This is a genomic window from Paenibacillus sp. MSJ-34 (assembly GCF_018918005.1).
In the GTDB taxonomy this organism is placed as follows: domain Bacteria; phylum Bacillota; class Bacilli; order Paenibacillales; family Paenibacillaceae; genus MSJ-34.
This window is the reverse complement of record NZ_JAHLPR010000029.1, coordinates 31,419-58,157: the sequence shown is the minus strand read 5'-3', so window position 1 is coordinate 58,157 and position 26,739 is coordinate 31,419. Positions and strand designations below refer to the sequence as shown.

The following is a 26,739-nucleotide window of genomic DNA, read 5'->3' as shown; positions in this document are numbered from 1 at the left end:
GGAGAGTCGAGCATGAGGCGATGGATGAAAATAGCGGCTTGCATCGGAGTCGGATTGCTGTTGCTGGCGGGAGGAACGATGCTGTACGCCTATATAAGCGTCAAGCAAACGGTGGACCGGATGTACGAGGCGCTGCCAAATCGCCCGCAATCGCCGCTTCGCGCGCAAGCAAGCGACAATCCCGTCCCGGTGCGCGGGCAGGGCGAAGCCGACGCCATGCCCGGCAACGCGGCGGAGATGGACGGCGAGGAATTGCAGCCGTTCTCCTTGCTGCTGCTCGGCGTGGACGAACGCGAGCAGGATGTCGGGCGCGCGGATACGATCGTATTCGCCACCGTGAATCCGGCGAAACGGTCCGTCCTTCTCGTAAGCATTCCGCGCGATACCCGGGTGGAAATTGCGGGTAAAGGCACGGTCGACAAAATCAACCACTCGTATGCATTCGGCGGAACGGCGATGTCCGTCGAAACGGTGGAACGGCTGCTCGACGCGCCCGTCGACTACTATGTCAAAACGAATATGGAAGGATTTGCGGAGATCGTCGATCAGTTGGGTGGCGTTGAGGTAGATAATGCGTTTTATTTCGACCACGACGGATATGTATTCGAAAAAGGAAAGAACGTGCTGGGCGGCGAAGCCGCGCTGGCTTACGCCCGGATGCGCAGTGACGATCCCCGCGGAGATGTAGGCAGAACGCTGCGCCAGCAGCAGCTGCTGAAAGGATTGTTCGATTCGCTGCGTGATATTGCCAATATCGGAGATTTGCCGGGCATATTGGATATTCTCAAGAACGATGTAAAAACGAATTTGACATGGGACCGGATCAAAACGTTATTTATGAAATACAAGCCGCACCGGTACGAATTTCATCATGAGGTTGTGAACGGCAAAGGGAAAATGATCGATCGCATCTATTATTATATCGTCGATTCGCAAGAGAAAAGCAGAATTCACGATTTGATCGTCGACCAGCTTACATAACGAGTTCCGTAAGCGTCAAACTGAGCCCATCTTCAATACCGTGATCGAGACCGTGTGTGAATTGAAGTATCGGTTGGGGATAGGCCGTTGGATGATGTCCAATCGAATTGGGTGTTTTTAGTAGAAGTGCGCATTCCCGTTGGAAAATATCCAATATTTTTCGTCTTTCCCCGTCTTTCTGCTCTGTTTGCGAACATTTTATTTGGAAGAAATCCAATGGAGAATCGCACAGTGGGGTTAAAAGGATAATTCATTGGACAAAATCCAATAGAATCGTATAAAACGGTCCGTTGGCCCCCTTCATTCAAGCCCTCATCCGATCTACAAGGTGGGGGCTGCTTGATGCTTAACAAGCTCCCCTCCGCTATGCGCTAGCGGAGGGGAGCGATACTGTCCATGACTATGAGCCGATCAAGCCGAACGGTTTGAACACGGCCAGCGCGTCGACATACGCCCATACGACCGTACCGTCCGTTATCGTGCCGGAGATGCGGGACGGCGCCGAAGTTCCCGACGTGCCCGCACCGATGCAGCGGTATACTTTATTATTGGCGTTCACGGTCGTGCCGACCGTATAAGCTTTTCTGGGCGCCCAAGCGTTCTTGTTGGCAATACCCGCGGCGGTGCATACCCAGCCGACGTATCCGCCCGGCTCTGGATTGGTCCGGTACAGGCAATCGCCTTTCCGGAAAGCGCCGGCATCCGGAAGATCGCTGGCGTTGCTGACGAGGGAGCCGCCGATCTCGATCCGATCGAATCGGGACGGCAGCATATTCGAATCGACGGAACCGTACAACGTCTTGGCGTTGGTAGCATTGGCTCCGACCGTGCAAGTCGAGCCGTTGAAATAGATCGCGTTGCTCGCATGAAGCGGATCGACTGTGACGGTATTGCCTGAGCAGCCGGCGTCCCGGCAACCGAGCAAATAGATATCGCCCCGGTAGCCTACTGGGGAATACTGCTTCGAATTATGTTTGCAAATATTGCTTTCGACCGTAAGTCCGTCCGTATAGCGCGCGTAAATTCCGTATCCTCTGAATCCGGTTACGGTATTGTTTCGGATGGAAATATCGCTGTTTCTCGCATTCGCGTCGCCGCGAACCGTGATGCCGCCGATCCCTTCATTGCTGTTCGACGCATCGCCGTTGCCGTTAAGCGCGTTCCGCTCGATCGAACAGTCGAAGACGTTCGCCCCGATATAGATGCCTCCATTCGCTTCTTCGCCCGGATACGTCATTTCGATCATATTATCGGCAATGCGTATTTCCGAGATCGAAAAGCCCAGGTCTGCTCTGCCTGTGACGAAGATGCCGCATAACGTATTCGTCTTCACCATATTGCCCGATACGAGAATGTCGCGGCCGCTTTTCGTAAGCGGTTCGATTGCGATTCCTTTGCGGGCTTGCACGTAGTTCCCCGTAATGACGACTCGATCCGAGCCGGTCGCGCCGATCCCCCCTTCTTCGTAAATCGGTTCCAAACCGAAGTAGGATGCGCCGAGAAATATATTGTTTTCGATTACAATGTTTTGTCCTTCGATGCCGTCGCAGCCGCTGTCTCCCCATCGGCGGAACGTATTGCCTTTTACGACCAAGTTTTTGCAAAAATCGTAGCTGATCGCGTTTCCGCTATTGCTGTTCGCCCCGCCGCTTCCGCCGATATTGACCCCGCAATTTTGGAATATGCAATTCGTAACGACGATACCGTCGCAGTAGCGCATGTCCAACGCGCGAAATCCCGTATTATATAATTGCACGCCGTCAAAGACAACATTCCTGGAGCGGTCTAATCTTACGCCGACCTGGTAATGCGGGCTTTGCAGCGATTGGTTCGCTTCGTTGCCGTCCAATCCGATTCCGCTGACGATCAGTCCGGTTGCCCCGCCGTTAGAGTCTACCAATAGGCCGGTTCCCCCGAAATTTCCCGTTTTTTTCAGCGTTCCAACGCCTTGAATGATCGTTTTGCCTTGCGGCAAGATGATAGATTTGGATAAAAGATAAGTGCCGGGCGGGATGAAAACCGGAATTCCCTTCGCGCTGTCGACCGCTTGCTGAATGGCCGCCGCGTCGTCCGCGACCCCGTCCCCTTTCGCACCGAAATCTTTAATATCCACTATATTCGCCATGTTTGATTCACCACACTTTCCGTATGCTTATGCAGCAGATTTGATATAACATATGAAACTCGCAAATAAAAAGTGATAGGGAAAAGAATCAACTTTGTTTGGCATATCATAGAATAGAGAAGAATAAGATGTGAGGAGGCGCATAATTTTTGTGGACAAAGGAGGGCGCGGTTTGTGAGATGCGCTGTGCTCGGAGCCGGGGATGACGGATTGCGTTGCGCGATTCGCTTGGCGGCCCTCGGACACCGTGTCGTCGTCGCCGACCGCGATGCCGGGCGGATCGGCCGGCTGCGGGGAGACGCGCCGGACCGGACGGCGTTTGCGGCCGAACGGATGAAGGCGTGGAAACGATATGCCGACAATGATCTGCTCCTCTTTACCGTCAATGTTTCGTATGCCGTCCGGCATGCGGAAGCGGTCGTATACGCATTGCCTCTATCAAACGACGCTTCGGGTTCGGGAGAGGGAGCGGGGCTATCGTCCGCGGAGGGGCAGGCAGGGAGGATACTGGAAGAGCTTGGCCCGAATCTCGGCAAGGCGCGAATCGTTGCGGTTCATACGGCGGTGCGGGCGGGAACTTGCGGCAGATTGGCGCAAAGCTTGCAGGAACGATACGGCCCATCGGTCCAGCTATGGATGATCCCTTCGCTATCCGATCCGCTGCATCCCTACGATCCTTCTTCCCGCTTGACGCGGCGGATTGTCATCGGCGTTCCGGAAGCGGTGCGGGCGGAGGAACAATTATCCGCTTTATTTCCGCTCGGGAGACGGCGTCTGCGGATAACCGACGTACGAACGGCGGAATTGCTGCAGATCGCATTCGACCGGTGGATCCAAGCGCGCGGCGAATGGGCGGAAGCGATGTCCGAGCAGTGCCGGAACGAGGGAGTGGCGCTGTCGGATTTGCTGGGGGAACTGCGGTTTGTCGCGGAGCGGTTCAGAACTTGAACTTGACAACGTTAGTTTGTTGAGGTAAATTGTAAAAATGATACATATTGTAGCAAATTGTTGAAGACGTTTCTAGAAGGGAACGATAATATGAAACAAACGGACAATATTTACTGTTTGGCATGCGGTCAAATTGTGCCGTCGTTACGGGCTGTTTCCGTATTTCGCACCGGCTATTTCCGCATTGAAACGCCGCTAGGCTGTTGCGAAGCCTGTTACGTCCGTCCGGTCTCGGATATGTTCTCTTCCGTCTCCGGGTCCGATTTGTCCGATTATTCGAAATAAGCCTAGGAGGAATCAGGTTGGCAGACAAGACGGTTGTGCAGTTCAGGGACGTTACGAAAAGAATCGGTTCCCGCACGATTATCGATAACATGACATTGGATATTCCCGCCGGACAAGTTTACGGTTTTTTGGGACCGAACGGGGCCGGCAAAACGACGACCATTCGCATGATGGTCGGGTTAAGCTCCATTTCCGCGGGCGATATTTGGATTGAGGGCAAAAGCATCTCGAAATCGTTCGAGCAGGCGGTCCGCCATATCGGAGCGATTGTGGAAAATCCGGAAATGTACAAATTTATGACAGGATATCAAAATTTGACGTATTTTGCACGGATGATGCCGAATATTACGCGGGAGCGAATCGACGAAGTCGTCCGCTTGGTAGGGCTGGAACGTCGGATTGACGATAAGGTGAAGACGTATTCGCTTGGAATGCGGCAACGGTTAGGCGTGGCGCAAGCGATCATGCACCGTCCTTCCTTGCTCGTGCTGGACGAGCCCACGAACGGGCTTGATCCGGCCGGCATTCGCGAATTGCGCGATTACTTGCGCGCATTGGCCCGGGAGGAAGGGACCACCGTGTTCGTGTCGAGCCATATGCTATCGGAAATGGAGCTGATGTGCGATCGGGTCGCCATTATTCAGAACGGGCGTTTGATCGACGAACGCTCCGTTCACGATGCGGGCCGTTATTCCGGCATCGTTCAGGCGGAGTTTGAGGTGGATCGTCCCGATGCGGCGCTGGACGCATTATCAGGCAGCGGGACGGAAGCGTCCGTCTCGGCGGACGGGCAGAGGCTGATCGTCGAAGCGGACCGCGAACGAATTGCCGAAGCGAACGCGCAATTGGTGCAAGCCGGCATTAAAGTGTACGGCATTCGTACGCTGACGAAATCGCTCGAAGATCAATTTCTGGAAATGACGGGAAGTGAGCAGATTGTTTAGCTTTTGGAAATTAGTTCATAATGAAAACTTGAAAATATACCTTCGCTTGGGAACATGGGTCATGATCGGGATATTGGCGGGCTTGTCCTTGTTGATTCCGCTTTTGTCGTATACGGTCGACCGATCTGCGGCGATTACGCTTCAAGATATGGTGTTCAGCTTGCTGCCGATGCTGAACGTTTGCATTACCATTGTGACGATTGTGGTCGCCGCGGGCATCGTCTCCAGCGAATTTGCCTGGGGAACGATCAAGCTGCTGCTGATCCGCCCTTGGACCCGGGGCAAAATATTGCTCTCCAAATATATAGCGCTCGTTCTGTTCGCGTTGTTCATGAGCGTGCTTGTGTTTGCGCTCGTATTCGGCATATCGGCGCTTCTGTTCCCGAATATGCCCGGGCCCGGATTATGGTCGGATTTCCTCATGACGTCCGTTTATAAATTTATCGATTTGCTCGTGATTGCCACATTTACGTTCATGTTGTCCGCCGTTTTTCGCAGCAATGGGCTTTCGATCGGAATGGCGATGTTTGTATTCATGTTCGGCGATATGGTGCCGATGCTGCTCCATCCGGCCAAGTACGGCTGGGCCAAATATTTGCTTTTCCACAACATGCATTTGTACAACTATATGCACGGCAGCACGCCATATCCGGGAATGAGCTTCGGCTTCTCCTCAGCGGTGCTGGCCGTCTATTTTGCGGCGTTTCTCGCTATCTCCTGGATCGTGTTCGCGAGAAGAGATATTGCATGACTTTCCGCGAGCGGAACGGTTTTATCCCGCTTGCTTTTTATTTTTGGCCGATTTTTCGTTCGTCGTCTCCGGTTCTTTATGAAGCGGCGCCGCAGCCGGGCCTTTTTCCATCTGGCTCGATCCGTTGAAGTCGGCGCCTTCGTGAATGATCAGCGACGGCCCGGAATAATTGCCGCAGAGCTGGCCGGTTGTTAGCAAAATGAGCTTCCCTTTGGTCGCAACGTCGCCGATCACTTTCCCGGCGATAATGACGTTCTGGGCGGAAATGTTCGAATGGGCGACTCCTTTCTCGCCGATAATGACATCGCCCGCGGCCACGATTTCCCCCTTGAATTGCCCTTCGATCCGCAGGTTGGCCTGGCCTTCCATCCGCCCTTCGAATTCGGCTCCTTGTCCGATCAGCGTGTCGGTAGGGCGCTGGGACTTTTTCGATTCTTTCAACATGAAAGGTTCCTCCTAACCCTTTGAGTATAGTATTTGAGTATTTGAGTATTTCGGTATTTCGCAACAAAGCCGCTGTCGGTTGTTTATTTTTTCGAATTTTTCACATACGGGAGCGGATCGATCGGCTTGTCGCTTTGCACGATCTGGAAATGCAAGTGGGGCCCCGTGCTGCGTCCGGTATTGCCTAGCTGCGCGATTCGGTCTCCCTTGGACACGGTATCGTTCACTTCGACTTCGATTTTATGCAGATGCATATACCATGTTTTCAATCCGTTCGGGTGCTCGATGACGATGTATTTGCCGTGGGAGCCGTCTTTGTCCGCCGTAATGACTTTGCCGTCCGCGGCCGCAAACACCGGATCGCCGACTTTGCCGCCGATATCGATGCCGGCGTGAAAAGCCGCTCTGCCCGTCAAAGGATCTTTGCGGTAACCGAAGCTTGACGTCAGACGGGTGGAAACCGTCGGCCATTCGGTCGGCGTACCCGCGACGACCTGGGCTTTGTGCAGCGTCTGGGATACGTTATGCCGCATCGTGCCGAGCATTTCCTTGATTTGATTCAGATCGGATCGCGTATCCTGCGCCAGCTGCAAAATTTGTTCCTGGCTTGCTTCAATCAAATCTCCGCCGACGTTGTCCACCGCGTCCCAGGATAATGCCGATATTTCGCTCGTCTTCGTCGGTTCCGTCACGCCGTATGTATCGATGAGCTGCTGCAATTGCTGCTCCAGTTCCGTAATGTTCTGCATTTCGTTTTTCATGTCCTGCGTTTGCGAGGAGAGGCGAATGATTTCGTTTTGCAACGTTTGGATCGCAAGTTCCTTGTTTTTCACCGTGATTTCCATCTGCATCGTGCGTTCGGCCATCATGCTTTCCAAACTGCGAATATGGGCGGAAGATTTCATCTCGAGACCGACGATAAAACCGGATATGGACAGCACGGCGGCGAGCGGAACCGCGACAACGAGCATCTTCGACATATCGAGTTGTTTGACCGATTGATCGGCCTCGCGGATGACGAGCAATGTCATCTTCTGTTTGACCCATCGCTTCTTCATGGCTACTCTCCTAAAAAAGGGTTTATACTTGCTATTTATTCGACTGTCCCGCAAAACATGCTAAAAAATTGTAACCATTTGGATAAGGAGGGTGGATGGAGGGGATGGCTGGCCGCCTTTTTGCTCGTATTTATTTTTTCAAATTGCGACGATTCTCTTGCCGGAAATCCGGCATTCTTCGAAATCCTTGGCTTGACTGTTCGAATCTCACTTTAAATGTTCGAGAATGACGCTTAGCCGCTGCGGCCGCGTTTGGGCGATCAAGTCCCCCGTCCGGCGCAGCCGTTCGCCGATATTGAGCAAATGGAAGTCGGTGGGATGAACGTCCCGGCGCACCTCGTCCCATGTTAACGGCGTGGATACGGACGCGATTTTGCGGGCGCGCGGGGTGTAAGGGGCGGACAACGTTTTGCCGGCGTAATGCTGCAAATAATCGAAATAGATTTTGGTGCCGCGGTCTTTTTTGAGCCGTTCGATCGTGAACAAATCGGGCCTTTTCTCGACGACGTATGTCCCGATAAATTTGCCGATTTTGCGCAGCTGGTCGAAGGTGAGGCCGCGTTCGATCGGCACGAAAATTTGCACGCCCGTCGCGCCGGACGTTTTGGGAACCGATTCGATGCCAAGCGAATGCAGCACGTCGCCAACGAGCGCCGCAGCTTCCATGATGCGGGGCTCTTCCTCCCGGCTCGGGTCGAGATCGATCAGCCATTCGGCGGGGAGCGGGTCGCCAATATAATGGAATGAAGGATGGAATTCCAGGCATGCCAAATTGCCGAGCCAGAGCAGCGTCGGCAAGGAGTCGAGATGGACGTAATTGATTTGTTCGTGTTTGGCGGTTTTGACGAAATCCGGTTTCGGTTCCGGGCAGTTTTTTTGGTAAAAAAACGGTTTGTCGACACCGTCCGGATATCGGATGGTCGTTAAATACCGGTTGCGGCAATACGTCAGGAGAAAGGGAGCGAGTTCGGCCAGTTTTTGCAAGAAAATACCTTTCGTAATTCCTTGTTCCGGCCATAACATTTTATCGGGATTGGTGACCGTCAATTGTTCGCCGTCTATCGCGAGCGTTCCCTTCGCGCTTTTGCTCATGTGAGGCACTCCTTAAAAGTTTTGTGAGCGTATCTTCCGGGAGAAGCTTCGAACAAAACTCGCTTCGGAAGCGCACGCTAAGTTTTTTGTGAGCGGGCTCGTTGATCATTTCATGTGCAGTTTGACGATTTTCGGATGCCGCAAGAGCCCGTCCCCCGTAAACTCCAGCCCGGTTACCTCGCATTTCAATATATGATCCTCGTCGATCCACCTGATCTCTTCTTTCGCCAAATCCGCTGGCAAAGGGTGAAAAGCCGGGCGCCCGCGCGGATGCGATTCGGCGTAATCCTCCAGCCATTGGCGCGTTGCCGTAGTGAGTCCCAGCGAAACTTTGCCGATGTATCCCCCGTTCTCCGAACGCATGACAAGACTTGCCACCCGCCCTTCGTTTCGTTTGACGCCGACGATGTCGGGAACGAGCAGCAGCTTTGTTTTTTTCTTGAACCAATCCTGATGGTTCTTCCCTTCATGGTACGTCGACGAAAGCCGCTTGCTGACGATTCCTTCCCATTGGCGGGACTCGATCCATGCCCACAATGCATGCCCGTCTTGAAATTGGTCGGTGACGAACAACTGCGGCTTCGCCTCGGGAAACAGGCTTGCGAGCCTCCGGTGCCGCTCGGAATAAGGCAAGCCGCGCAAATCCTCGTTCCGGATCATCAGAATATCGAACAGAACATAGGCGATCGGCGTCGCCGCAGCGGGGTTCAAAGACACGCCTCGCATACGCTCGCGCTGCAGCACCTTCTGGAAATTGGGCCGTCCCAATTCCGGATCGAAATAAACGACCTCTCCGTCCAGCCAATAATGTCCTTGCAAAGGAGCAAGCTGTTGCACCACTTCCGGATATACCGCCGTTTTATTCAGCCGTTTGCGCGAGTACAGTTCGACCCGGCCATGGTCGACATGCGCCAACATGCGGACTCCGTCCCATTTCAACTGATACACCCAATCGTCCCCTTCGGGAATGCGATCCGATGAAATCGGCGCCATCGGTTCCGGCGGCCAGTTCATAAGCTACACCGATTCCTTCGTTTTCTTGCCGCGCGTTCGTTTCGGCGCTGTCACGGCCGGCGCTTCGGCTTCCGCTGTTTCCGCGGCTTTCTTCGCTGCCGGCGTTTTGCGGGCGCGTTTACGCGGCGTCGCCTCGCCAGGGTCCGGCGCGATCGGCTTGACGGCTTCGATGCTCGCTTGCAAAGCCGCCATCAAATCGACCACATTCGCTTGCTGCTTCTGCTCCGGCGCGATCTTCACTTCCTCGCCCGCCACTTTCTGCTGAATTGCCGCGAGTACCCGTTCGCGGTAATCGTCCGTATATTTCTGCGGCTCGAACGGCGTCGATAATTGCTCAATCAGCAGCTTAGCCATGCCGAGTTCCTTATCGTTGACGTTGATTTGTTCGGGAAGGTTGGGGACTTTCTCGATCGACCGGATTTCATCCGGATAAAATATCGTCTCGATCGCCAGACAACGGTCGATCACCCGGATCGCCGCCAGACTGCTCTTGGAACGGATCGAAATTTTGGCCACGCCGATTTTGCCCGTTTGGCGCATCGCTTCAAGCAGCAAGTTATAGGCGTTCGCTCCGGCGTGATCGGGCGATAAATAATATGTTTTCTGGAAATAAATCGGATCGATTTCCTTCAAGTCGACGAAATCCATAATCGTAATCGCTTTGTTGGCCTCGTCGTTCAATTGTTCGAGCTCTTCTTTTTCAAACAGGACAAACTTGCCCTTTTCGTATTCGTATCCTTTCGAAATGTCGTCCCATCCGACTTCCTGCTCGCAAACCGGACACGTTCGCACATACGACAACGGGCTGCCGCAAACTTTATGAATGTAGCGCATCGAAATATCTTTATCTTCCGTCGCTGCGAACATTTTGACAGGCACATGAACCAGCCCGAAGCTGATGGCTCCTTTCCAGACGGTAAGCATACATTAGAATCTCCTTTGCGTAAGTGGTGGATGTCTCAATTTGAACAACCGCTGTTAGTATATGTGTATCCGGGGCAAACTATTTAGCGGAGGTGCGATGAGATGGCAAGGCAGGACGAGGAAAAAGAACGGGATGAGATAAGCGAAGGCCGAAAATCGTATTTTATGGATATCGACCGTATGGTAAACGAAGGGCTCGGCGGCGGACAAGTGACGGGACAAAACGGATTTATCGGGGCGTCGACGACCGATACGATGGACGAGACGGACGAATCGGCGGATAAGTAACCGGCGACGATATAGTATGGCGAAACAATGTTTTATGCTCGAATATTGAGTTTATTGGAGGTGTAGCATGGACGTTAACCGCGCAAAGGAAATTTTGCATTCCAAAGATATGTTTCCCGTGCATCTTGACGGCAACTCGGTGTGGATCGAAAGCGTGGACGAAGCGAACCGGATGGCGACGGTGCAGGTCGGCACCAACCCCGGCAACACGCAAACCGTTTCCGTCGATCGTTTGCAGGAAGCACAATAAGCTGTTGCAACCGGCGTCTCGGCTATGAGCGCCGGTTTTTGCTGTTGTCGCTCGGATGAGAGGCGGGAGTGGCGGCTGGCGGACCGGCGGAGGATGGGCTGGCGGACTAGGGGACTAGCGGGATAGTGGACGGTGGATGATGGACTGGCGGAATAGCGGACGGTGGATGGTGGATGGTGGATGGTGGGCTGGCGGACTAGCGGGCGACGGACGATGGTGGAAATTTCGTACACAAATTGCGATTTGTGCCCTGATCCTGCAAATGTATGTGAAAAATCGTACACAATGAGCGGCGCACATATCGAAATGGCCGATTTTGTTCGAAATTTCGTACATAAACAGCGATTTGTGCCCTGATCCTGTATATGTATGTGAAAAATCATACACAAATTGCGTGCTAGTCCGCCAAAGTGCCGGAATGCGGCGTTTGAGCACAAACAGTCCGCATCTCGATCGGGCCCGGCCGCCCCGCCGGCAAGGTCGAGGATCGCATTCCCGCCGGCGGCTTGAAAGAACGATGCGCGAATCGTTGCTTGCGGCGCAGAAACGAGACCGATATAATAAGGTCAATATCACGTGGAAGGTGAACGGATGTCACAACTGGACGAGTTCGGGCTCATCAGGATGTTGACCGGCGGGCGCGCGAATGCGGAGCAAGCCCGCGAGCGCGGCGTTGTCGTCGGCATTGGGGACGATGCCGCGGTGGTGGAGGCGGCCCCCGGGACGGAATGGGTCGTTACGGCCGACATGATGGTGGAGGAAATCCACTTCAATTCGCGAACGATGAGCGCGGAAGATGTCGGCTATAAGGCGATCGCTTCCAATATAAGCGATCTGGCGGCGATGGGAGCCGTCCCATGCTACGCGCTCGTCTCGATCGCTGCGCCGCCCGCATACGATCCCGGTCGTTTAAGCAGCCTATACGACGGAATCTATCAATGCGCCGACGCTTACGGCTTTGAAATCATCGGAGGCGATACAACGGCGTCGCCGGCGCATATGATCGTAAGCGTGACGGCCATCGGACGAATCGAACGGGGCCGATCGCTGCTTCGCTCCGCCGCCCGGCCCGGCGACATCGTGTTCGTGGCCGGCGGACGATTCGGCTGCTCCGCCGCAGGGCTGCATTGGCTGCAGCGATCAGGCGGCACGGAAGCCATACCTGCTTCCGAGGCGCCGCCGGCCGTGCGGCCTTTGGTGCTTGCTCATCGCCGTCCCGAACCGCAGGTGCGGGCAGGGCGTCTGTTGGCGGAATGCGGATTCGGACATGCCTTGAACGATATTAGCGACGGGCTGGCGAGCGATGCCGCCGAAATCGCCGAAGCGTCGAACGTCGGCATCATACTCGACGCCGCCCGCATTCCGCTCGATCCGGCTTTGAACGAATATGCCCGGACACAAGGAGCGGATCCGCTGGATTGGGTATTGTTCGGCGGGGAGGATTATCAGTTGGTGGGCACATTGCCGGCCGATCGGGCCGATGAGGCCAGGGAACGATTTGCCCGCGAAGGAATCGGCTTTGCCGTCATCGGCGAGGCAAGCGGCGATTTTTCCGGGATGATGCTGCAGGACAGAAACGGAAAGCGCCATGTGCTTGAAAAGCGCGGTTATAATCATTTTGCATAATAATGTTCACTGATGAAGATGGGAGTTGAGCGGTATTGACGCAAACCGCAACATTTGCATACGAATCGCATAGCGAAGAAGAAACGGAGCGTTTTGCGGCAGCGTTGGCGGGCTGGATCGAACCGGGCGCCGTCATTGCTCTTGACGGGGATCTCGGCGCCGGGAAAACGAGATTTTCACAAGCGCTCGCGAAGGCGATCGGGGTGAAAGATATCGTGAGCAGTCCGACGTTTACGATTATTAAAGAATACGAAGGGGAGATCCCTTTATATCATATGGACGTCTACCGGATTTCGCTCGAGGAAGCGGACGAGCTTGGTTTGGATGAATACTTTTACGGGGAAGGCCTGACTTTGGTGGAATGGGCGAGCATCATCGCCGACCTGCTGCCCCCGCGGCATCTGCATATTTACATCGAAACGATCGGCGCTACCGAGCGCATTTTCCGCTGCGAGGCTTATGGAGAACCGTATGCTTCATGGTGCGACAACTTGAAACGGAATGGAGTATAGATTATGGGCTTAAACGACGATAAGGCGAATAAGCGGTTATTGGCGCTTGACACTTCTACCGCTGCGCTGACCGTTGCCGTGACGGACGAAGCGGGAACGAGAGCGTTCGGTGAAATATCCTCGCATTCGGAACGAAATCATTCGATGCATCTGGTGCCGACGGTAAAGCGGTTGTTGCCCGAGCTCGACATGACGCCGGGCGATATTGGCGGGATTATAGTCGGGCGGGGACCGGGATCGTACACGGGCGTGCGCATCGGCATTACGGTGGCCAAAACGTTGGCATGGGCCTGGAGCAAGCCGATTGTCGGCGTATCGAGCCTGGAGGCATTGGCGATCGGCGGTTTGCGGCAGGGCGATGCAGAACAGGGTCATGCAGAACATGGCGATGCGGACCAGAGCGCAAGCGAAGCGGCAGAAAGCAATATGCTCCGAAACGTACCGATGTTAGCGCCGGAGCAGCCTTTCTCATCTTGGAGCGGAGAAGGCAACGGGGTAGATTGGGTGATCCCGCTGATGGACGCTCGGCGCGGACAAGTGTATACGGCGTTGTTCGCCGGCGCCGGCGCGGGATTGCGTTGGCAGCGCTGCGCGCCGGACGGAATCCGCTTAATGCGGGACTGGGCGGATGCGGTGGCCGCACGATTGGAAGCATATATCGGGACCGACCGCTCGCTTAAGCTTGGCGGGAAAGCCGATTCGAACGGAGCGGACGGGAACAATCCGCGGCAGGATGGCGCCGGTTTCGGGTTGCCGCCCTTTCCCGGAAGCGTGCCGGATGTGAAGCCGGCGCGTGTTTGGTTTGTGGGCGATATCGAACTCCATCGCACGGAAGCGAATCGGCTGCAGGAGCGGTTCGGCGAGCTAATCCGAATCATGCCCGCTCATATGCAAGCGCGTTGGATCGGCAGAATCGGGGCGGGACCGTACGCTGCAGGCGATTTTGCCGATGTACACCGCTTGGAGCCGAATTATACGCAGCTTGCGGAAGCCGAGGCGAAGTTGCTGGCGAAGTCATGAGGAGGAGGCGGTACCATGGTCGGACATAGCGAATCGGGCGATCTTTGCTTTCGTATGATGCAATTGGAGGATATTCCGGCTATCGCTGCGCTGGAGCGGGAATCATTCGCCTTGCCGTGGACGGAGGAGGCATTCCGGAACGAATTGCTGCAAAATCATTTTGCGCGCTACATGGTGATGGAATGCGACGGCGTCATTATCGGATATGGAGGCATGTGGACGATCGTGGACGAAGCGCATATTACGAATATTGCCGTTCGGCCTGCGTACCGCGGCCGCAAGCTGGGAGAAAGGCTGCTGCGGGAGATGATGAAGACGGCGGCATTTCTCGGGATGCGGAGAATGACGCTCGAAGTCCGCGTTTCCAATACGATTGCGCAAAATCTATATGCCAAATTAGGCTTCGCCCCTTCCGGCGTTCGGAAACGCTATTATTCCGACAACAACGAAGATGCGTTAATTATGTGGGCGGATTTGCCGGGACAAAAAGTATAACGAAAGAGATGAACAACAGTTGAAATGGAATTATTGCAAGATAAGCATAGCGGGGTGGCGACGGTGACAGCAACGGCAGATACGAAGAAGTCATGCTACATTCTGGCGATCGAAACGAGCTGCGACGAGACGTCGGTCGCGATCGTCAAGGATGGGCGCGATATCGTCGCCAACATCGTTTCCAGCCAGATCGATACGCATCAAAAATTCGGCGGCGTCGTACCGGAGGTAGCGTCGCGGAAACATGTAGAAACGATTACGTTCATTATCGACGAAGCGGTGCGGAAGTCGGGGCTATCCCTTGCGGACTTGTCCGCGATTGCGGTCACGCAAGGGCCAGGGCTGGTCGGCTCGCTGCTGGTCGGCATCGTTGCGGCGAAAAGCTTGGCGCTGGCTCTAGATTTGCCGCTGATCGGCACGCATCATATCGCGGGACATATTTACGCGAACGCATTAGTCCATGAGATGGAATATCCCTGCATAGCGCTCGTCGCTTCCGGCGGACATACGGAACTGGTATATATCGAGCGCGAAGGCGTATTTCGCCTGATCGGGCGCACGCGCGACGACGCGGTAGGCGAAGCGTACGATAAAGTGGCCCGCGCGCTGCAGTTCCCGTATCCGGGCGGGCCGCATGTCGATCGGCTGGCGGGCGAAGCGGACGAAACGATCGAATTGCCGCGCGCTTGGTTGGAACCGGAATCGTACGATTTCAGCTTCAGCGGGCTGAAATCGGCGGTGCTGAACGTGATCAACCAAGCGAAAATGCGCGGCGAGCCGCCGATGCGGGCGGCGCTGGCCCGCGGCTTTCAAGAGTCGGTCATCGACGTTCTCGTCGAGAAGTCGATGCGGGCGGTGAAAGCCTACGAGGCCAAGCAGTTGTTGCTATGCGGCGGCGTAGCCGCCAACAAAGGCTTGCGCGCGGCGCTCTCGGCCCGTTGCGAGGCGGAGCGGGTGCCGCTGCTTGTGCCGCCGCACGAGCTATGCGGAGACAATGCGGCGATGATCGCCGCCGCCGCTTACCTCAAATGGCAGCGCGGCCAGTTTACGCCGCTGGACATGAAAGCCGAGCCCCTGTTTTCGCTAGAGGGCTGGTCGGTAGAATGATAACGGATGTAAGGATCGGGTAGAGTATGCCTTATTCGCGGGTTTCCTCTTCGCGAATAAGGCATATTTGCTATCGCGCATTTTTTACCCGCTTGCAATTACTACGAAAACGTAGTAAAATGAGCGCAAATCAAAAAACTTCACTTTCGTAGTAATGGAGGAACATCGTTTCGATGGAGCGGATACTCGAATTTTATGTGAAAACCGGCCTTCGCCCTTTGAGCTTGTTGCCTGAAACGGCTGAATGGGAGCAGAAGGTGAATCGTTCCGAACTGACCGCACTGATTTTGCTGCATTTATACGGCGAACAGACGATGTCCCAGTTGGCGGCCGACTTGGGAGCGCCGCTCAGCACGGTAACGAGCCTGACGAAACGGATGGCGCGCAAAGGGTTGATCGAACGCGTCCAATCGGATAAGGATCAAAGAATGATTTTTGCGCGGATTACCGGGCAGGGCGAGCAGGTTGCGCAGCAAGCGCGTTCGTTCATGGAAAGCGTCATCGCCAGGGTCGAATCGGCGTTAACCAAAGAGGAACTGCAGCAGTTCATGAGCATCGCCGTCAAAATAGGCAAAGCGCTGCAAGGCGACGGTCCGTGCAATCGAACGGCGGGGCGTTCGTCCGGCAACATTCGCAACATTCGGATCGACGATTAACCTTGGTCGGACGACTCGCGCGTCTCGTTCGCCGGATCGGCATCGAAATTTTTTTACTCAATTACTACGAAATCGTACTATTTTGCAGGGGGGATGCCTTTGATTTGAATGGGAGAGATGCGCCTTTGAATTGAATGGGATGATGTTATCGTTTGCAGGTCATACGTTAGCTAAAAAATAGATCCGATAGGAGGAGATGGAATGAGAATTATCGTGTATACGGGAAAGGGCGGAGTCGGCAAAACGAGCGTCGCCGCGGCGACGGCGGCAAGACTTGCGAAGGAAGGACGGCGTACGCTCATCATGAGTACGGATGCGGCCCACAGTTTGTCGGATTCGGTCGGCGCGCAGCTCGGCGGCGATCCCGTGTCGATCGCTCCGCGGTTATGGGGCCAGGAGATCGATAGCCTGAAAGAAACGGAAAAGCACTGGGGAGAAGTGCGGCAATGGCTCACGAGCTTGATGAATTGGGCGGAGTTGAACGATGTGACGAACGAGGAAATGCTCGTATTTCCGGGGCTGGAGGAATTATTCAGTCTCATGCAATTGAAGCGACATGCGATGAGCGGGGATTACGATTGCATTGTCGTCGACTGCGCCCCGACCGGCGAAACGTTGCGGCTGCTCAGTTATCCGAACGTGCTGCATTGGTGGATCGAGAAAATATTCCCGTATCAGCGCCGCCTCGCCAAAGTGGCGCGCCCTGTCGCCAAAATGGTGAGCGGTTTGGAACTTCCGAACGATAACGTCATGAACAAAATCGAAACATTCGTGCGCGAGTTGGAAGATATGCAGAAGCTTATGCTTGACCCGGATATGACTTCGATCCGTCTGGTCGTCAATGCGGAAAAGATGGTGATCGCGGAGGCGCGTAGAGCGTTCACTTATTTATGTTTATTCGGCTTCAATACGGATGCCGTCGTTATCAACCGCATTCTTCCGAAAGAGGCCGCCACCGGATACTGGACGGAATGGCATAGCATCCAGGAGAAATATGAGCGGGAGATCGAAGCGTCCTTCCTGCCGCTGCCGATTCTGCGCATACCGATGATGCAGACGGAAGTCGCCGGCCTCACGATGCTCGAACGAATGGGCGAGGCCGCTTTCGCGGAGCGAATAGCGTCAGACGTCCTGCATCGAGGGAAAATACAAGATATTCGCAAAGAGGAAGACGGGTATGTACTTGACTTGAGCATTCCGTTCGTGAACAAAGACGATCTGCAATTAAGCCAAAAAGGAGACGAGTTAACCGTGCAAGCGGGGCCGTATAAAAGGAAGGTTCTGCTGCCGCGCGTATTAATGGGCCGCGATATCGAAGGCGCCCGCTTTACCGAGCGCAAACTATCGATTCGATTTGGAGGGAAATCCGATGAATAACCGCTCCGTTCGAGAATTGCTGGCAGGCAGATTAATGGACTGTTTCATAGAGGCGGCGGCCGAATGCAGGACGGAACTTCTTCCTGCGGAAGCGCGGAAACATTTTCGGGCGTCGCGCAAAGAAATGCTGCTCGGCGTACGCGCTATATTGGACGAGGCGATCGAGAAATGCGATACATCCGGCCAAGCGGGTCAGTCGGGGCCGGGACGGTCTTCCGTACGCGCAATTCCGATTACGGATGAATCCTGAACGGAGACAAATGGCTATTGTTTCCGGTCTTGGAACGATAGCGGATCATGCCACGTTGGATTTTTTCCAATGTTTTGCCTACCAGGTCCCTTATTGATCTCTCCCATTGGAAAAAGTACATTGGAATCTGCAAAAACAACGATAAAAAGCAAAAAACGAGCGAATCTACTGGATCGATTCCAATAGAACCCCGTTCCGTCCAACATATTTGCAAATTTTTATTGGGTGTTTTCCAATGGGCAATCATTTGAATACGATGTGGACAAAGTTATCCACATATCCTGTGTCTTTTGTGTATAAGTACTAGAAAACGGCGAAAATTAAAGTGTGCGCAATTTTTGAAAAATGAGGACAGTATTTTCACTATTATGCTGTGGATATTGTGGATAATGTGGATGAATTAGTGGATAATGTTGGGTTGTCTCCAAATTCACCTGAAAACCGGGCGAAAATGTGTGCGTTTCACCCTGGATTCATCAACAATATTCACGGTTTTTGTGGATAAATCTGTGGATATGCCCAAACGCAAAAAAGCCTCGACCCGGCTGCCGCATCATTCGCGGCAATATCGCCTCCGGATCGAGGTTCTTCTATCGTTATCCCATGAGTTCGCCCCATGCGTCGTATGCTTCTTCCAATTGCTGCTTTTTCTCGTGAATCTCCTCTTGTTTTTCCTGAACAAGCACATAATCGTTATAGACTTCGGGAAGCGTCAATTGCTCTTCCAGCTCAGCCACTTCCGCCTCCAGGCGGGCGATGTCCTGCTCAAGCTGCTCGAGTTTGCGTTGACGGCTTCGTTCCTCGCGCTTCAATTGTTTATCCGCTTCGTACGAGGCGGCGCCGGACTTCTCCGTCTGATTCGCTGCCGAAGCGCCGCTTGTTTTGCCGGAAGATTCCGCCGGTTTGCCGCGTTCCGCCGACTCCCGCGCGATTTCTTCCAATTCTTGTTTTTTGGCCACATAGTCGTCGTAATTCCCTAAATATTGCTCCGTGCCGTTAGGGGTTAGCTCAATCATGCGTTCCGCCATTTTGTTCAAGAAATAACGGTCATGCGAGATGAATAAGAGCGTTCCTTCATATTCCATTAACGCCGATTCCAACACTTCTTTGCTGAAAATATCCAAATGGTTCGTCGGCTCGTCCAAAATTAATACGTTCGCATGCTGCAGCATCAATTTGGCCAACGACACGCGCGCCTTTTCGCCGCCGCTTAATGCGGCCACTTTCTTCAAAACGTCTTCGCCGCTGAAGAGAAAGTTGCCCAGCACGGTACGGATCCGCGCTTCGTCGATATGGGGGTACGCGCTCCACACTTCTTCCAGCACCGTATTGTTCGCGTTCAGGCCGGTCTGCTCTTGATCGTAGTATCCGAGCTTTACGTTCGTTCCCCAACGAATCGAACCGCCATCCGTCGTTTGCCGGCCGATCAACGCTTTCAGCAACGTCGATTTGCCGATTCCGTTCGGTCCGATCAGCGCAACCGTTTCTCCCCGGCGCAGCTCGAAGGAAACCCGTTCGAACAACCGCTTGCCGGAGAACGAGACGGACAGATCGGCGGCATGAAGAACTTCCTTACCCGATTGCCTGTCGATTTCAAACGAGAAATAGGCCTTTTTCAAGTCGCCCAGCGGTTTGTCCAGCTTCTCCATCCGCTCGAGCGCTTTGCGGCGGCTTTGCGCCCGTTTGGTCGTTGTCGCGCGGACGATATTGCGCTGGATGAAATCTTCCATTCTCGCGATTTCCTCTTGCTGTTTCTCGTAATGCTTCATTTGAATTTCATACTCGGCGGCTTTCAATTCGATATATCGACTGTAGTTGCCGGTATAGCGCTTCGATTGATGCCGTTCGATTTCGACGATGGCCGTAACGAGCCGGTCCAAAAAATAGCGGTCATGCGATACGACGAGAATCGCGCCCGGATAAGTGCGCAAATAATCTTCCAGCCAGGTGAGCGTGGCGATGTCCAAATAATTCGTCGGTTCGTCCAACATTAACAAGTCGGGGGCTTGCAGCAAAATGCGCGCGAGCGCAAGACGCGTTTTCTGCCCGCCGCTAAGCGTACGGATCGGGGTATCCGGCGGAAAATGACCGAATCCCATTCCGTGCAGCACGCTGCGGATACGGGTTTCCATTTCGTAGCCGCCTTGCTCGCGAAACCAATCCGAGCGGAGCGCATAACGGTTTAACGTGTCCTCGTACCGTTTGGCATCCTCCATAATCGCCGGATCGGCGATTTGTTGTTCCAGCAATCGCAATTCCCGTTCCGCTTCTATTAAATGAGAGAACACATGAAGCATTTCGTCCCATATCGTGCGTTCCGAGTTCAGCCCGCTATTTTGGGCCAGATAGCCGAGGCGCGTTTCCTTCGCTTTATAGATTTGCCCGCCGTCCGCGCTCATTTCACCGGCGATGATTTTCAATAACGTCGATTTTCCGGCTCCATTGACCCCTACGAGCCCGATTCGTTCCCGTTCGAGAATTTGCAAATGAATATTGGAAAGGACGCTGGTCGTCCCATAACTTTTGGATATGCCCGATGCTTGCAGCAACATTGCCGATGTAACCTCCTAAAAGTTTTGTAAAGCAATTCTTCTCAGTTATAACGCCGCAACAAAACTTGCTTCGAAAGCATGTGCTCTGTTTTGTGAAGTTTGCAGATGATAATAATTGTACATGAATTTGCGGGATTGTGCGACGATAGGGCAGGAAAAGCCCGAATATTGGCGAAAGTAACATAACAATGATAAACTGGGGATAGGCTTGATCGCTGAAACCGTGTAAGGATGTGGTCTACGACATGAGCCGGCAACAGCGCAAACGACAGATCCGTTTGCAAATCGGCAGCGAGCGCTCGTCCTTGCCGCCAACGGAGCATGCGCGTAAGTCGCAACTGATTTGCGCGAAAGCTATACAATCTTGTGTAAGGCCGATGCTGGAGCAGCGAAACGGGCTTGCCGTCTTTACATATATACCGTTTCGCGGGGAATTGGATACGATGCCTCTCGTCCGCTATTGCTGGGAACATGGCATCGCCGTGTACGCCCCCCGTACCGACCGGGATAATCTATCGTTCGATCTGTATCGAATCGAGTCCGAGAACGATTTGGAGGCGGGCGCATGGGGAATACGCGAGCCAAGAACAACGTTGCCCTGCTTGCCGGAAGAGGAATGGCCGGGGATCGATATCGTCGTCGTTCCGGGAATCGCTTTCGCCCCCGGATGCGGCAGAGTCGGATACGGCGGAGGATATTACGACCGTTTTATTTCGACGCTTCGGCGGCTGCAAGGGAACGCAGAACGAAACGACAAATCAACGTCTCTATTGCTTGCGCTCGCTTTCGATTTGCAGGTAATTGACGAAGTGCCGATGGAGGAACATGATTTTTATATAGATAGGTTGATAACGGAAACAAAGATGTACGATCGAAATTTTCATGGGAGGGAGAGTCCGAAATGATCTGGAAAGTGGCTGTTCTAACTGCGAGCGATAAAGGTTCGAGAGGTGAGCGGGAGGATACCAGCGCTCAAGTCATTCGCGAATTGGTCGAGGAGGAGTTGGGCGGGGAAATTGTAGATTACCGGATCGTTCCCGACGAGCAAGACGAGATTATGGCGGCGTTAATCGAAATGGCCGATTATTATGAAGCGGATCTGTTGCTTACGACAGGGGGAACGGGCTTGGCCGAGCGCGACGTAACGCCGGAGGCTACGATGGGGGTCATCGATCGGCTCGTTCCGGGAATGGCGGAGGCGATGAGGCTTCACCAATTTCAGAAAAATAAAAGAGCCGCTATGACTTCGCGCGGCATATGCGGCATTCGCGGCAAAACGCTGATCGTCAATTTGCCCGGCAGTCCGAAAGGCGTGCATGAAAACTTGGCGGCGATTATGGATGACCTTCCCTATGCGCTGCGGATGATTACGGGACTCGAACGGGAGCAGAGCGTGTGAACATGCGAATTTCAAACTTCAAACAATTGTCAATGTATTTATCTATTTTATGGAATCAAGTTGTGCTATGATAAAGGTCACAGTGGACAAAAGCGTAAATCGCTTCCCGGGAAGCGATGGCATGAAATTAAGGAACGAATAGGAGGAAAATGGAATGGGTGGTAGCGGTATCGGTGTAACCGGGTTCATTTTATTGATTGTAGTAGCTCTGTTGTTATTCGGACCGAATAAGCTGCCGGAGCTGGGCCGTGCATTCGGCCGTACGTTGCGGGAATTTAAAGCGGGCGCGCGCGACATCATCTCGGACGATGACGATTTGGACCGCAGAGACAGACGCAGAGAGGTGCGCACGATTGACGAAACACCGCCGCAATCGTCCTCTACGGAAGACAAACGGGAGAATGACAGACGGTTGCCGGATTAAATCGAACAGCATTTGATTTCATAGAACAATCCCTTCTTCACGGGAGGGGTTCTTTTATGCCCGTCTCAGGGCAAAAGTTAACGGATTAGGTTGGTGGTTGCATGTCCAAAAAGCGCGAAGACGCAATGTCTTTGTTCGAACATCTGGGCGAATTGCGGCGGCGGATTATATATATCTTAGTTGTGCTCGTTGTGATGATGGTTGGCGGCTTGCTCGTCGCCGAACCGATCTTCTCATACATTATTTCAACGAAGGAAGCGAGTCAAATTACGCTGCACGCGTTTTCACTGTGGGACGCAATCGGTTATTACATGAAAATCGCATTCGTCGTAGCGCTGGTCGTCACGCTGCCATTCACCCTATATCAGCTTTGGGCTTTCGTCAGCCCCGGCTTGCGGGAAGTGGAGCGGAAGGCGACGCTTCGTTATATTCCGTTCGTGTTTGTCATGTTTGTTATCGGACTGGCATTCGCTTATTTCGTGGTGTTTCCGCTTGCTTTTAATTTCACCACTAATATGACGAGGCATCTCGGATTGCAGGAAACGTACGGAATTTCGCAATATTTTTCGTTTCTGTTAAATATATTGATCCCGATCTCGCTATTATTCGAATTGCCGATCGTGATTATGTTTTTGACGCGGATTCGCATTTTAAATCCGAAGCGCTTGCGCAAAATGCGCCGTGTCGCTTATTTTGTCTTGATTTTCATCGGCGTAACAATCACGCCCCCGGATTTGGTCTCCGACTCGCTCGTGGCGATTCCGCTCATTTTGCTGTACGAATTCAGCGTATTTTTATCCACAGCGGTGTACCGCAAGCAGTTGGAGGAAGATAGAGCCTGGGAAGAGGAATTCGATAAAGGCGCTTTGGAACGATAAACGCTTGTCTTGTAGCACAGGACAGGCGTTTTGTGTCATAAGCCTTCATAGTTGGCATATTTTTCTTGCATATGGATACAATGAGGAAGGCGCGCGATTGTTCGGGAGCATCGTCGCTCCTGTAAAATGTTTATAAAAATAATTCAAAACCACTTGAAAAATGAATTCAAAATGAGTATCATAAAAATTGTTATTAGCACTAAACGACAACGAGTGCTAATACATATGAAACATATTGAATAACGATCCGATTTATTGGTCCGATCGATAAATGGGATCGTTCCATCAAACATAATTTAAAGGAGGCTATTTTTCATGATCAAACCTTTAGGTGAACGCGTATTGGTTGAACCAATCGAGAAAGAAGAAACAACGGCATTCGGTATCGTATTGCCGGATACGGCGAAAGAGAAGCCGCAAGAGGGGAAAATCATCGCCGTAGGCAGCGGCACGTTGAAAGACGGCGTTCGCATTCCGCTTGAGGTGAAAGAAGGAGACCGCGTTATTTTCTCCAAATACGCAGGCACGGAAATCAAGTACGAAGGCAAAGAATATTTGATTATGAAAGAAAGCGACATTCACGCGATTATCGGCTAATTGGCCGACGATCATGAATCAAACTATTAGGGAGGGCTTTATACAATGGCAAAAGAAATTATTTTTAGCGAAGACGCGCGCCGCGCAATGCTTCGTGGGGTAGATGCTTTAGCGAATGCTGTAAAAGTAACGCTCGGACCGAAAGGCCGCAACGTCGTGCTTGAGAAAAAATTCGGCAGCCCGTTGATTACGAACGACGGTGTGACGATTGCGAAAGAAATCGAATTGGAAGACGCATTTGAAAATATGGGTGCGCAATTGGTGAAAGAAGTAGCTACGAAAACGAACGACGTTGCCGGCGACGGAACGACGACAGCTACGGTTCTCGCGCAAGCGATGATCCGCGAAGGTTTGAAAAACGTAACGGCCGGCGCTAACCCGATGGTAGTCCGCAAAGGGATCGAAAAAGCGGTTCGTGCGGCTGTTGAAGAATTGAAAAAAATTGCAAAACCGATCGAAGGCAAACAATCGATCGCACAAGTGGCTTCCATCTCCGCCGCCGACGAAGAAGTTGGCGCCCTGATCGCGGAAGCGATGGAGAAAGTCGGCAAAGACGGCGTTATTACGGTGGAAGAATCCAAAGGCTTCAACACGGAGCTTGATGTAGTTGAAGGTATGCAATTCGACCGCGGATACGTTTCCCCTTACATGATCACAGATACGGATAAAATGGAAGCCGTTCTGGATAATCCGTACATCTTGATTACAGACAAGAAAATCTCCAACATTCAAGAGGTTCTTCCTGTACTCGAGAAAGTGGTGCAACAAGGCAAGCAATTGCTGATCATTGCCGAAGACGTGGAAGGCGAAGCGCAAGCGACATTGATCGTGAACAAACTTCGCGGAACGTTCACTTGCGTAGCGGTTAAAGCTCCGGGCTTCGGCGATCGCCGCGAAGCGATGCTGCAAGATATCGCCGCATTGACAGGCGGTCAAGTGATTACGGAAAAATTAGGTTTGGAATTGAAATCGACTTCGATCGAGCAATTGGGTAGCGCGCGTCAAATCCGCGTCACGAAAGAAAATACGATCATCGTTGACGGCAACGGCGCGAAAGAAGATATCCAAGCGCGCATCAACCAAATTCGCGCCGCTTTGGAAGAAACAACTTCCGAATTCGACAAAGAGAAACTGCAAGAGCGTTTGGCGAAATTGGCCGGCGGCGTAGCGGTAATCAAAGTCGGCGCAGCTACGGAAACGGAATTGAAAGAGCGCAAACTTCGCATCGAAGACGCTTTGAACGCGACTCGCGCCGGGGTTGAAGAAGGCATCGTTGCCGGCGGCGGTACGGCGCTTGTGAATGTATATTCCGCGGTGCAAGCCGTTCAAGCGAGCGGAGACGAGCAAACGGGCGTTAACATCGTGCTTCGCGCTCTGGAAGAACCGGTTCGCACGATCGCATCGAACGCGGGCCAAGAAGGTTCCGTCATCGTTGAGCGTCTGAAAAAAGAAGCGGTAGGCATCGGCTACAACGCAGCTACCGGCGAATGGGTCAACATGATGGATGCAGGTATTCTGGATCCGGTGAAAGTAACGCGTTCCGCATTGCAAAACGCGGCATCCGTTGCGGCAATGTTCCTGACAACCGAAGCGGTTGTTGCCGACAAACCGGAAAAAGACAAACCGGCTATGCCGGATATGGGCGGAATGGGCGGAATGGGCGGCATGATGTAAGCCACCCACAAGCTTATCATATATCAGGCTCCCGAGAGGGAGCCTTTTTACACATAAATCACATTTTCTGCGAATGACTAACCTGGGCGGGTATCATACACATTATCATCTCACTCATATATTTTCGTCCATCGTTTATTGCTCGCATAGCGTAGTCATGATATCATAATAATAAAGAAGGAGCCGGTTGCCGCCGACTCCCTATACAACAGCCGCTTCAAGAGCGGTCGGCTTTGGGTTAAACGATCAAGAAATAGACCGGTTACCTTTGCAGAGGGCGGTCTATTTCTTTGTGTTATGGATAAGTGCGATGACGATGGTTATGACCAGCGTCAGCACTGCAATAAGCAAAGAACCGAAATCGATCATAAGCGTCAAGGCATCCTTAACCTCCACGGCATCACCTCCCTTCCGGGAGATTAGCCGACCGCCCTTGTAAGCCGTTCAGTTGTACAAGCCGATTATAGCATAGGAGTCTGCATATTTGCAGGCTCTTTTCTTTTTCTCTGAGAGGGGTGAGATTTTACGAATGAATGATGAGAAGGTATGAGAAGCTTTGGCGGAGTTGGAATAATGCGGAATATGGATGGTCGCTGTAGCTTCTTGGATTATCGGATTCATATTAAACAAAGGTCTTTCATCAATTCATTGAAATGTTGAGAGTTCTTTTTTCTAATTCCGAGTAAGGTGCATTTTCTACGCCGATAAATTACGGGCGAATCGTTACGCGTGTTCCAACGGGTATCATTTTCGCCAGTTCGAGGACATCTTGATTGTACATGCGAATGCAGCCATGCGAGACCTCTTTACCAATCGACGACGGGTTATTCGTGCCGTGAATCCCGTAATGCGGTTTGGATAATCCCATCCAATAAGCACCGAATGGCCCGCCTGGATTAGGACTTTTATTTACAATTGTAAATTCGCCAGACGGAGTTTGTGTAAGCATCTTGCCAATGCCCACAGGATAGCCTCTGACAACAATATCGTCGTTAAGCAAATATAACATTCGATCAGATAAATCAACAATGATTCTATACACCATGATCATCCCCTTGCGCTATTGTA

General features: G+C 52.8%; 30 protein-coding genes. 21 read left to right on the top strand and 9 right to left on the bottom strand.

What is annotated here, in order from left to right; translation table 11 throughout:
* Positions 1 to 12: 12 nt before the first annotated feature.
* Positions 13 to 981: an LCP family glycopolymer transferase gene (locus tag KQI79_RS15690; RefSeq protein WP_216539176.1), complete on the top strand. Its 969-nt coding sequence runs from the start codon at positions 13 to 15 to the stop codon at positions 979 to 981.
* Between the two features lie 400 nt (positions 982 to 1,381).
* Here the strand turns inward: KQI79_RS15690 and KQI79_RS15685 are convergent, their stop codons facing one another.
* On the bottom strand, positions 1,382 to 3,106 hold the full coding sequence (locus tag KQI79_RS15685) for a glycosyl hydrolase family 28-related protein (protein WP_216539175.1): 1,725 nt from the start codon (positions 3,104 to 3,106) through the stop codon (positions 1,382 to 1,384).
* 174 nt (positions 3,107 to 3,280) lie between these two features.
* On the opposite strand from KQI79_RS15685, the gene KQI79_RS15680 reads away from it, so the two are divergent.
* From KQI79_RS15680 to KQI79_RS15665, 4 genes are all read left to right on the top strand, one after another.
* Positions 3,281 to 4,054: a Rossmann-fold NAD(P)-binding domain-containing protein gene (locus KQI79_RS15680; RefSeq protein ID WP_216539174.1), complete on the top strand. Its 774-nt coding sequence runs from the start codon at positions 3,281 to 3,283 to the stop codon at positions 4,052 to 4,054.
* 90 nt (positions 4,055 to 4,144) lie between these two features.
* Positions 4,145 to 4,339, top strand: a complete 195-nt coding sequence (locus tag KQI79_RS15675) for a hypothetical protein (protein ID WP_216539173.1) — start codon at positions 4,145 to 4,147, stop codon at positions 4,337 to 4,339.
* A gap of 17 nt (positions 4,340 to 4,356) precedes the next feature.
* Positions 4,357 to 5,283 carry an ABC transporter ATP-binding protein gene (locus KQI79_RS15670; RefSeq protein WP_253298182.1) on the top strand — a complete coding sequence of 309 codons (927 nt, stop codon included), beginning with the start codon at positions 4,357 to 4,359 and terminating at the stop codon, positions 5,281 to 5,283.
* On the top strand, positions 5,267 to 6,034 hold the full coding sequence (locus tag KQI79_RS15665) for an ABC transporter permease (RefSeq protein ID WP_216539172.1): 768 nt from the start codon (positions 5,267 to 5,269) through the stop codon (positions 6,032 to 6,034). The genes KQI79_RS15670 and KQI79_RS15665 overlap by 17 nt, the downstream gene beginning before the upstream one ends.
* 21 nt (positions 6,035 to 6,055) lie before the next feature.
* Here the strand turns inward: KQI79_RS15665 and KQI79_RS15660 are convergent, their stop codons facing one another.
* From KQI79_RS15660 to ku, 5 genes are all read right to left on the bottom strand, one after another.
* Positions 6,056 to 6,478, bottom strand: coding sequence for a bactofilin family protein (locus tag KQI79_RS15660; RefSeq protein ID WP_216539171.1), 423 nt, complete (start codon positions 6,476 to 6,478; stop codon positions 6,056 to 6,058).
* A gap of 83 nt (positions 6,479 to 6,561) precedes the next feature.
* Entirely contained in the window at positions 6,562 to 7,536 is a 975-nt protein-coding gene (locus tag KQI79_RS15655; RefSeq protein ID WP_216539170.1) for a M23 family metallopeptidase, read from the bottom strand.
* 207 nt (positions 7,537 to 7,743) lie between these two features.
* Complete coding sequence (gene ligD / locus KQI79_RS15650; RefSeq protein ID WP_216539169.1) at positions 7,744 to 8,628, bottom strand: non-homologous end-joining DNA ligase; 885 nt, start codon at positions 8,626 to 8,628, stop codon at positions 7,744 to 7,746.
* 105 nt (positions 8,629 to 8,733) lie between these two features.
* Entirely contained in the window at positions 8,734 to 9,642 is a 909-nt protein-coding gene (locus KQI79_RS15645) for an ATP-dependent DNA ligase (RefSeq protein ID WP_216539168.1), read from the bottom strand.
* A gap of 3 nt (positions 9,643 to 9,645) precedes the next feature.
* A complete protein-coding gene (gene ku, locus KQI79_RS15640) occupies positions 9,646 to 10,566 on the bottom strand; it encodes a non-homologous end joining protein Ku (protein WP_216539167.1) in 921 nt (306 codons plus the stop codon).
* A gap of 102 nt (positions 10,567 to 10,668) precedes the next feature.
* Between ku and KQI79_RS15635 the strand changes: the two genes are divergently transcribed.
* From KQI79_RS15635 to KQI79_RS15590, 10 genes are all read left to right on the top strand, one after another.
* Positions 10,669 to 10,854, top strand: a complete 186-nt coding sequence (locus KQI79_RS15635) for a hypothetical protein (protein WP_216539166.1) — start codon at positions 10,669 to 10,671, stop codon at positions 10,852 to 10,854.
* Between the two features lie 67 nt (positions 10,855 to 10,921).
* Positions 10,922 to 11,104: an H-type small acid-soluble spore protein gene (locus KQI79_RS15630; RefSeq protein ID WP_216539165.1), complete on the top strand. Its 183-nt coding sequence runs from the start codon at positions 10,922 to 10,924 to the stop codon at positions 11,102 to 11,104.
* Positions 11,105 to 11,695: 591 nt separating this feature from the next.
* A complete protein-coding gene (gene thiL, locus KQI79_RS15625; RefSeq protein ID WP_216539164.1) occupies positions 11,696 to 12,730 on the top strand; it encodes a thiamine-phosphate kinase in 1,035 nt (344 codons plus the stop codon).
* 35 nt (positions 12,731 to 12,765) lie between these two features.
* Positions 12,766 to 13,242: a tRNA (adenosine(37)-N6)-threonylcarbamoyltransferase complex ATPase subunit type 1 TsaE gene (gene tsaE / locus KQI79_RS15620; RefSeq protein WP_216539163.1), complete on the top strand. Its 477-nt coding sequence runs from the start codon at positions 12,766 to 12,768 to the stop codon at positions 13,240 to 13,242.
* A 3-nt stretch (positions 13,243 to 13,245) separates the two neighbouring features.
* Entirely contained in the window at positions 13,246 to 14,262 is a 1,017-nt protein-coding gene (gene tsaB / locus KQI79_RS15615; protein WP_216539162.1) for a tRNA (adenosine(37)-N6)-threonylcarbamoyltransferase complex dimerization subunit type 1 TsaB, read from the top strand.
* 15 nt (positions 14,263 to 14,277) lie between these two features.
* Complete coding sequence (gene rimI / locus KQI79_RS15610) at positions 14,278 to 14,757, top strand: ribosomal protein S18-alanine N-acetyltransferase (protein ID WP_216539161.1); 480 nt, start codon at positions 14,278 to 14,280, stop codon at positions 14,755 to 14,757.
* A 24-nt stretch (positions 14,758 to 14,781) separates the two neighbouring features.
* Positions 14,782 to 15,864: a tRNA (adenosine(37)-N6)-threonylcarbamoyltransferase complex transferase subunit TsaD gene (gene tsaD / locus KQI79_RS15605; RefSeq protein ID WP_216539160.1), complete on the top strand. Its 1,083-nt coding sequence runs from the start codon at positions 14,782 to 14,784 to the stop codon at positions 15,862 to 15,864.
* Between the two features lie 173 nt (positions 15,865 to 16,037).
* Positions 16,038 to 16,520, top strand: a complete 483-nt coding sequence (locus KQI79_RS15600; protein WP_216539159.1) for a MarR family winged helix-turn-helix transcriptional regulator — start codon at positions 16,038 to 16,040, stop codon at positions 16,518 to 16,520.
* A 201-nt stretch (positions 16,521 to 16,721) separates the two neighbouring features.
* Entirely contained in the window at positions 16,722 to 17,897 is a 1,176-nt protein-coding gene (locus tag KQI79_RS15595; RefSeq protein WP_216539158.1) for an ArsA family ATPase, read from the top strand.
* Positions 17,890 to 18,147: a hypothetical protein gene (locus KQI79_RS15590; RefSeq protein WP_216539157.1), complete on the top strand. Its 258-nt coding sequence runs from the start codon at positions 17,890 to 17,892 to the stop codon at positions 18,145 to 18,147. Before KQI79_RS15595 ends, KQI79_RS15590 begins: the two co-directional genes overlap by 8 nt.
* A 596-nt stretch (positions 18,148 to 18,743) precedes the next feature.
* Here KQI79_RS15590 and abc-f read toward each other — a convergent pair.
* On the bottom strand, positions 18,744 to 20,699 hold the full coding sequence (abc-f, locus tag KQI79_RS15585) for a ribosomal protection-like ABC-F family protein (RefSeq protein WP_216539156.1): 1,956 nt from the start codon (positions 20,697 to 20,699) through the stop codon (positions 18,744 to 18,746).
* 245 nt (positions 20,700 to 20,944) lie between these two features.
* On the opposite strand from abc-f, the gene KQI79_RS15580 reads away from it, so the two are divergent.
* The 6 genes from KQI79_RS15580 (at position 20,945) to groL (ending at position 25,671) form a co-directional block, all read left to right on the top strand.
* Positions 20,945 to 21,604, top strand: a complete 660-nt coding sequence (locus KQI79_RS15580) for a 5-formyltetrahydrofolate cyclo-ligase (protein WP_216539155.1) — start codon at positions 20,945 to 20,947, stop codon at positions 21,602 to 21,604.
* Positions 21,601 to 22,098, top strand: coding sequence for a MogA/MoaB family molybdenum cofactor biosynthesis protein (locus tag KQI79_RS15575; protein ID WP_216539154.1), 498 nt, complete (start codon positions 21,601 to 21,603; stop codon positions 22,096 to 22,098). Before KQI79_RS15580 ends, KQI79_RS15575 begins: the two co-directional genes overlap by 4 nt.
* Positions 22,099 to 22,252: 154 nt before the next feature.
* A complete protein-coding gene (tatA, locus tag KQI79_RS15570; protein WP_216539153.1) occupies positions 22,253 to 22,522 on the top strand; it encodes a twin-arginine translocase TatA/TatE family subunit in 270 nt (89 codons plus the stop codon).
* A 101-nt stretch (positions 22,523 to 22,623) separates the two neighbouring features.
* Positions 22,624 to 23,400, top strand: a complete 777-nt coding sequence (gene tatC, locus KQI79_RS15565; RefSeq protein WP_216539152.1) for a twin-arginine translocase subunit TatC — start codon at positions 22,624 to 22,626, stop codon at positions 23,398 to 23,400.
* A gap of 315 nt (positions 23,401 to 23,715) precedes the next feature.
* Positions 23,716 to 23,997: a co-chaperone GroES gene (gene groES, locus KQI79_RS15560; RefSeq protein ID WP_216539151.1), complete on the top strand. Its 282-nt coding sequence runs from the start codon at positions 23,716 to 23,718 to the stop codon at positions 23,995 to 23,997.
* Between the two features lie 45 nt (positions 23,998 to 24,042).
* Positions 24,043 to 25,671 (top strand): chaperonin GroEL, encoded by a 1,629-nt coding sequence (gene groL / locus KQI79_RS15555; protein WP_216539150.1) that lies wholly within the window; start codon positions 24,043 to 24,045, stop codon positions 25,669 to 25,671.
* A gap of 282 nt (positions 25,672 to 25,953) precedes the next feature.
* Here the strand turns inward: groL and KQI79_RS27650 are convergent, their stop codons facing one another.
* Positions 25,954 to 26,067, bottom strand: a complete 114-nt coding sequence (locus tag KQI79_RS27650) for a putative holin-like toxin (protein WP_367398206.1) — start codon at positions 26,065 to 26,067, stop codon at positions 25,954 to 25,956.
* A gap of 313 nt (positions 26,068 to 26,380) precedes the next feature.
* Positions 26,381 to 26,719 carry a L,D-transpeptidase gene (locus KQI79_RS15550; protein ID WP_216539208.1) on the bottom strand — a complete coding sequence of 113 codons (339 nt, stop codon included), beginning with the start codon at positions 26,717 to 26,719 and terminating at the stop codon, positions 26,381 to 26,383.
* Positions 26,720 to 26,739: the final 20 nt, after the last annotated feature.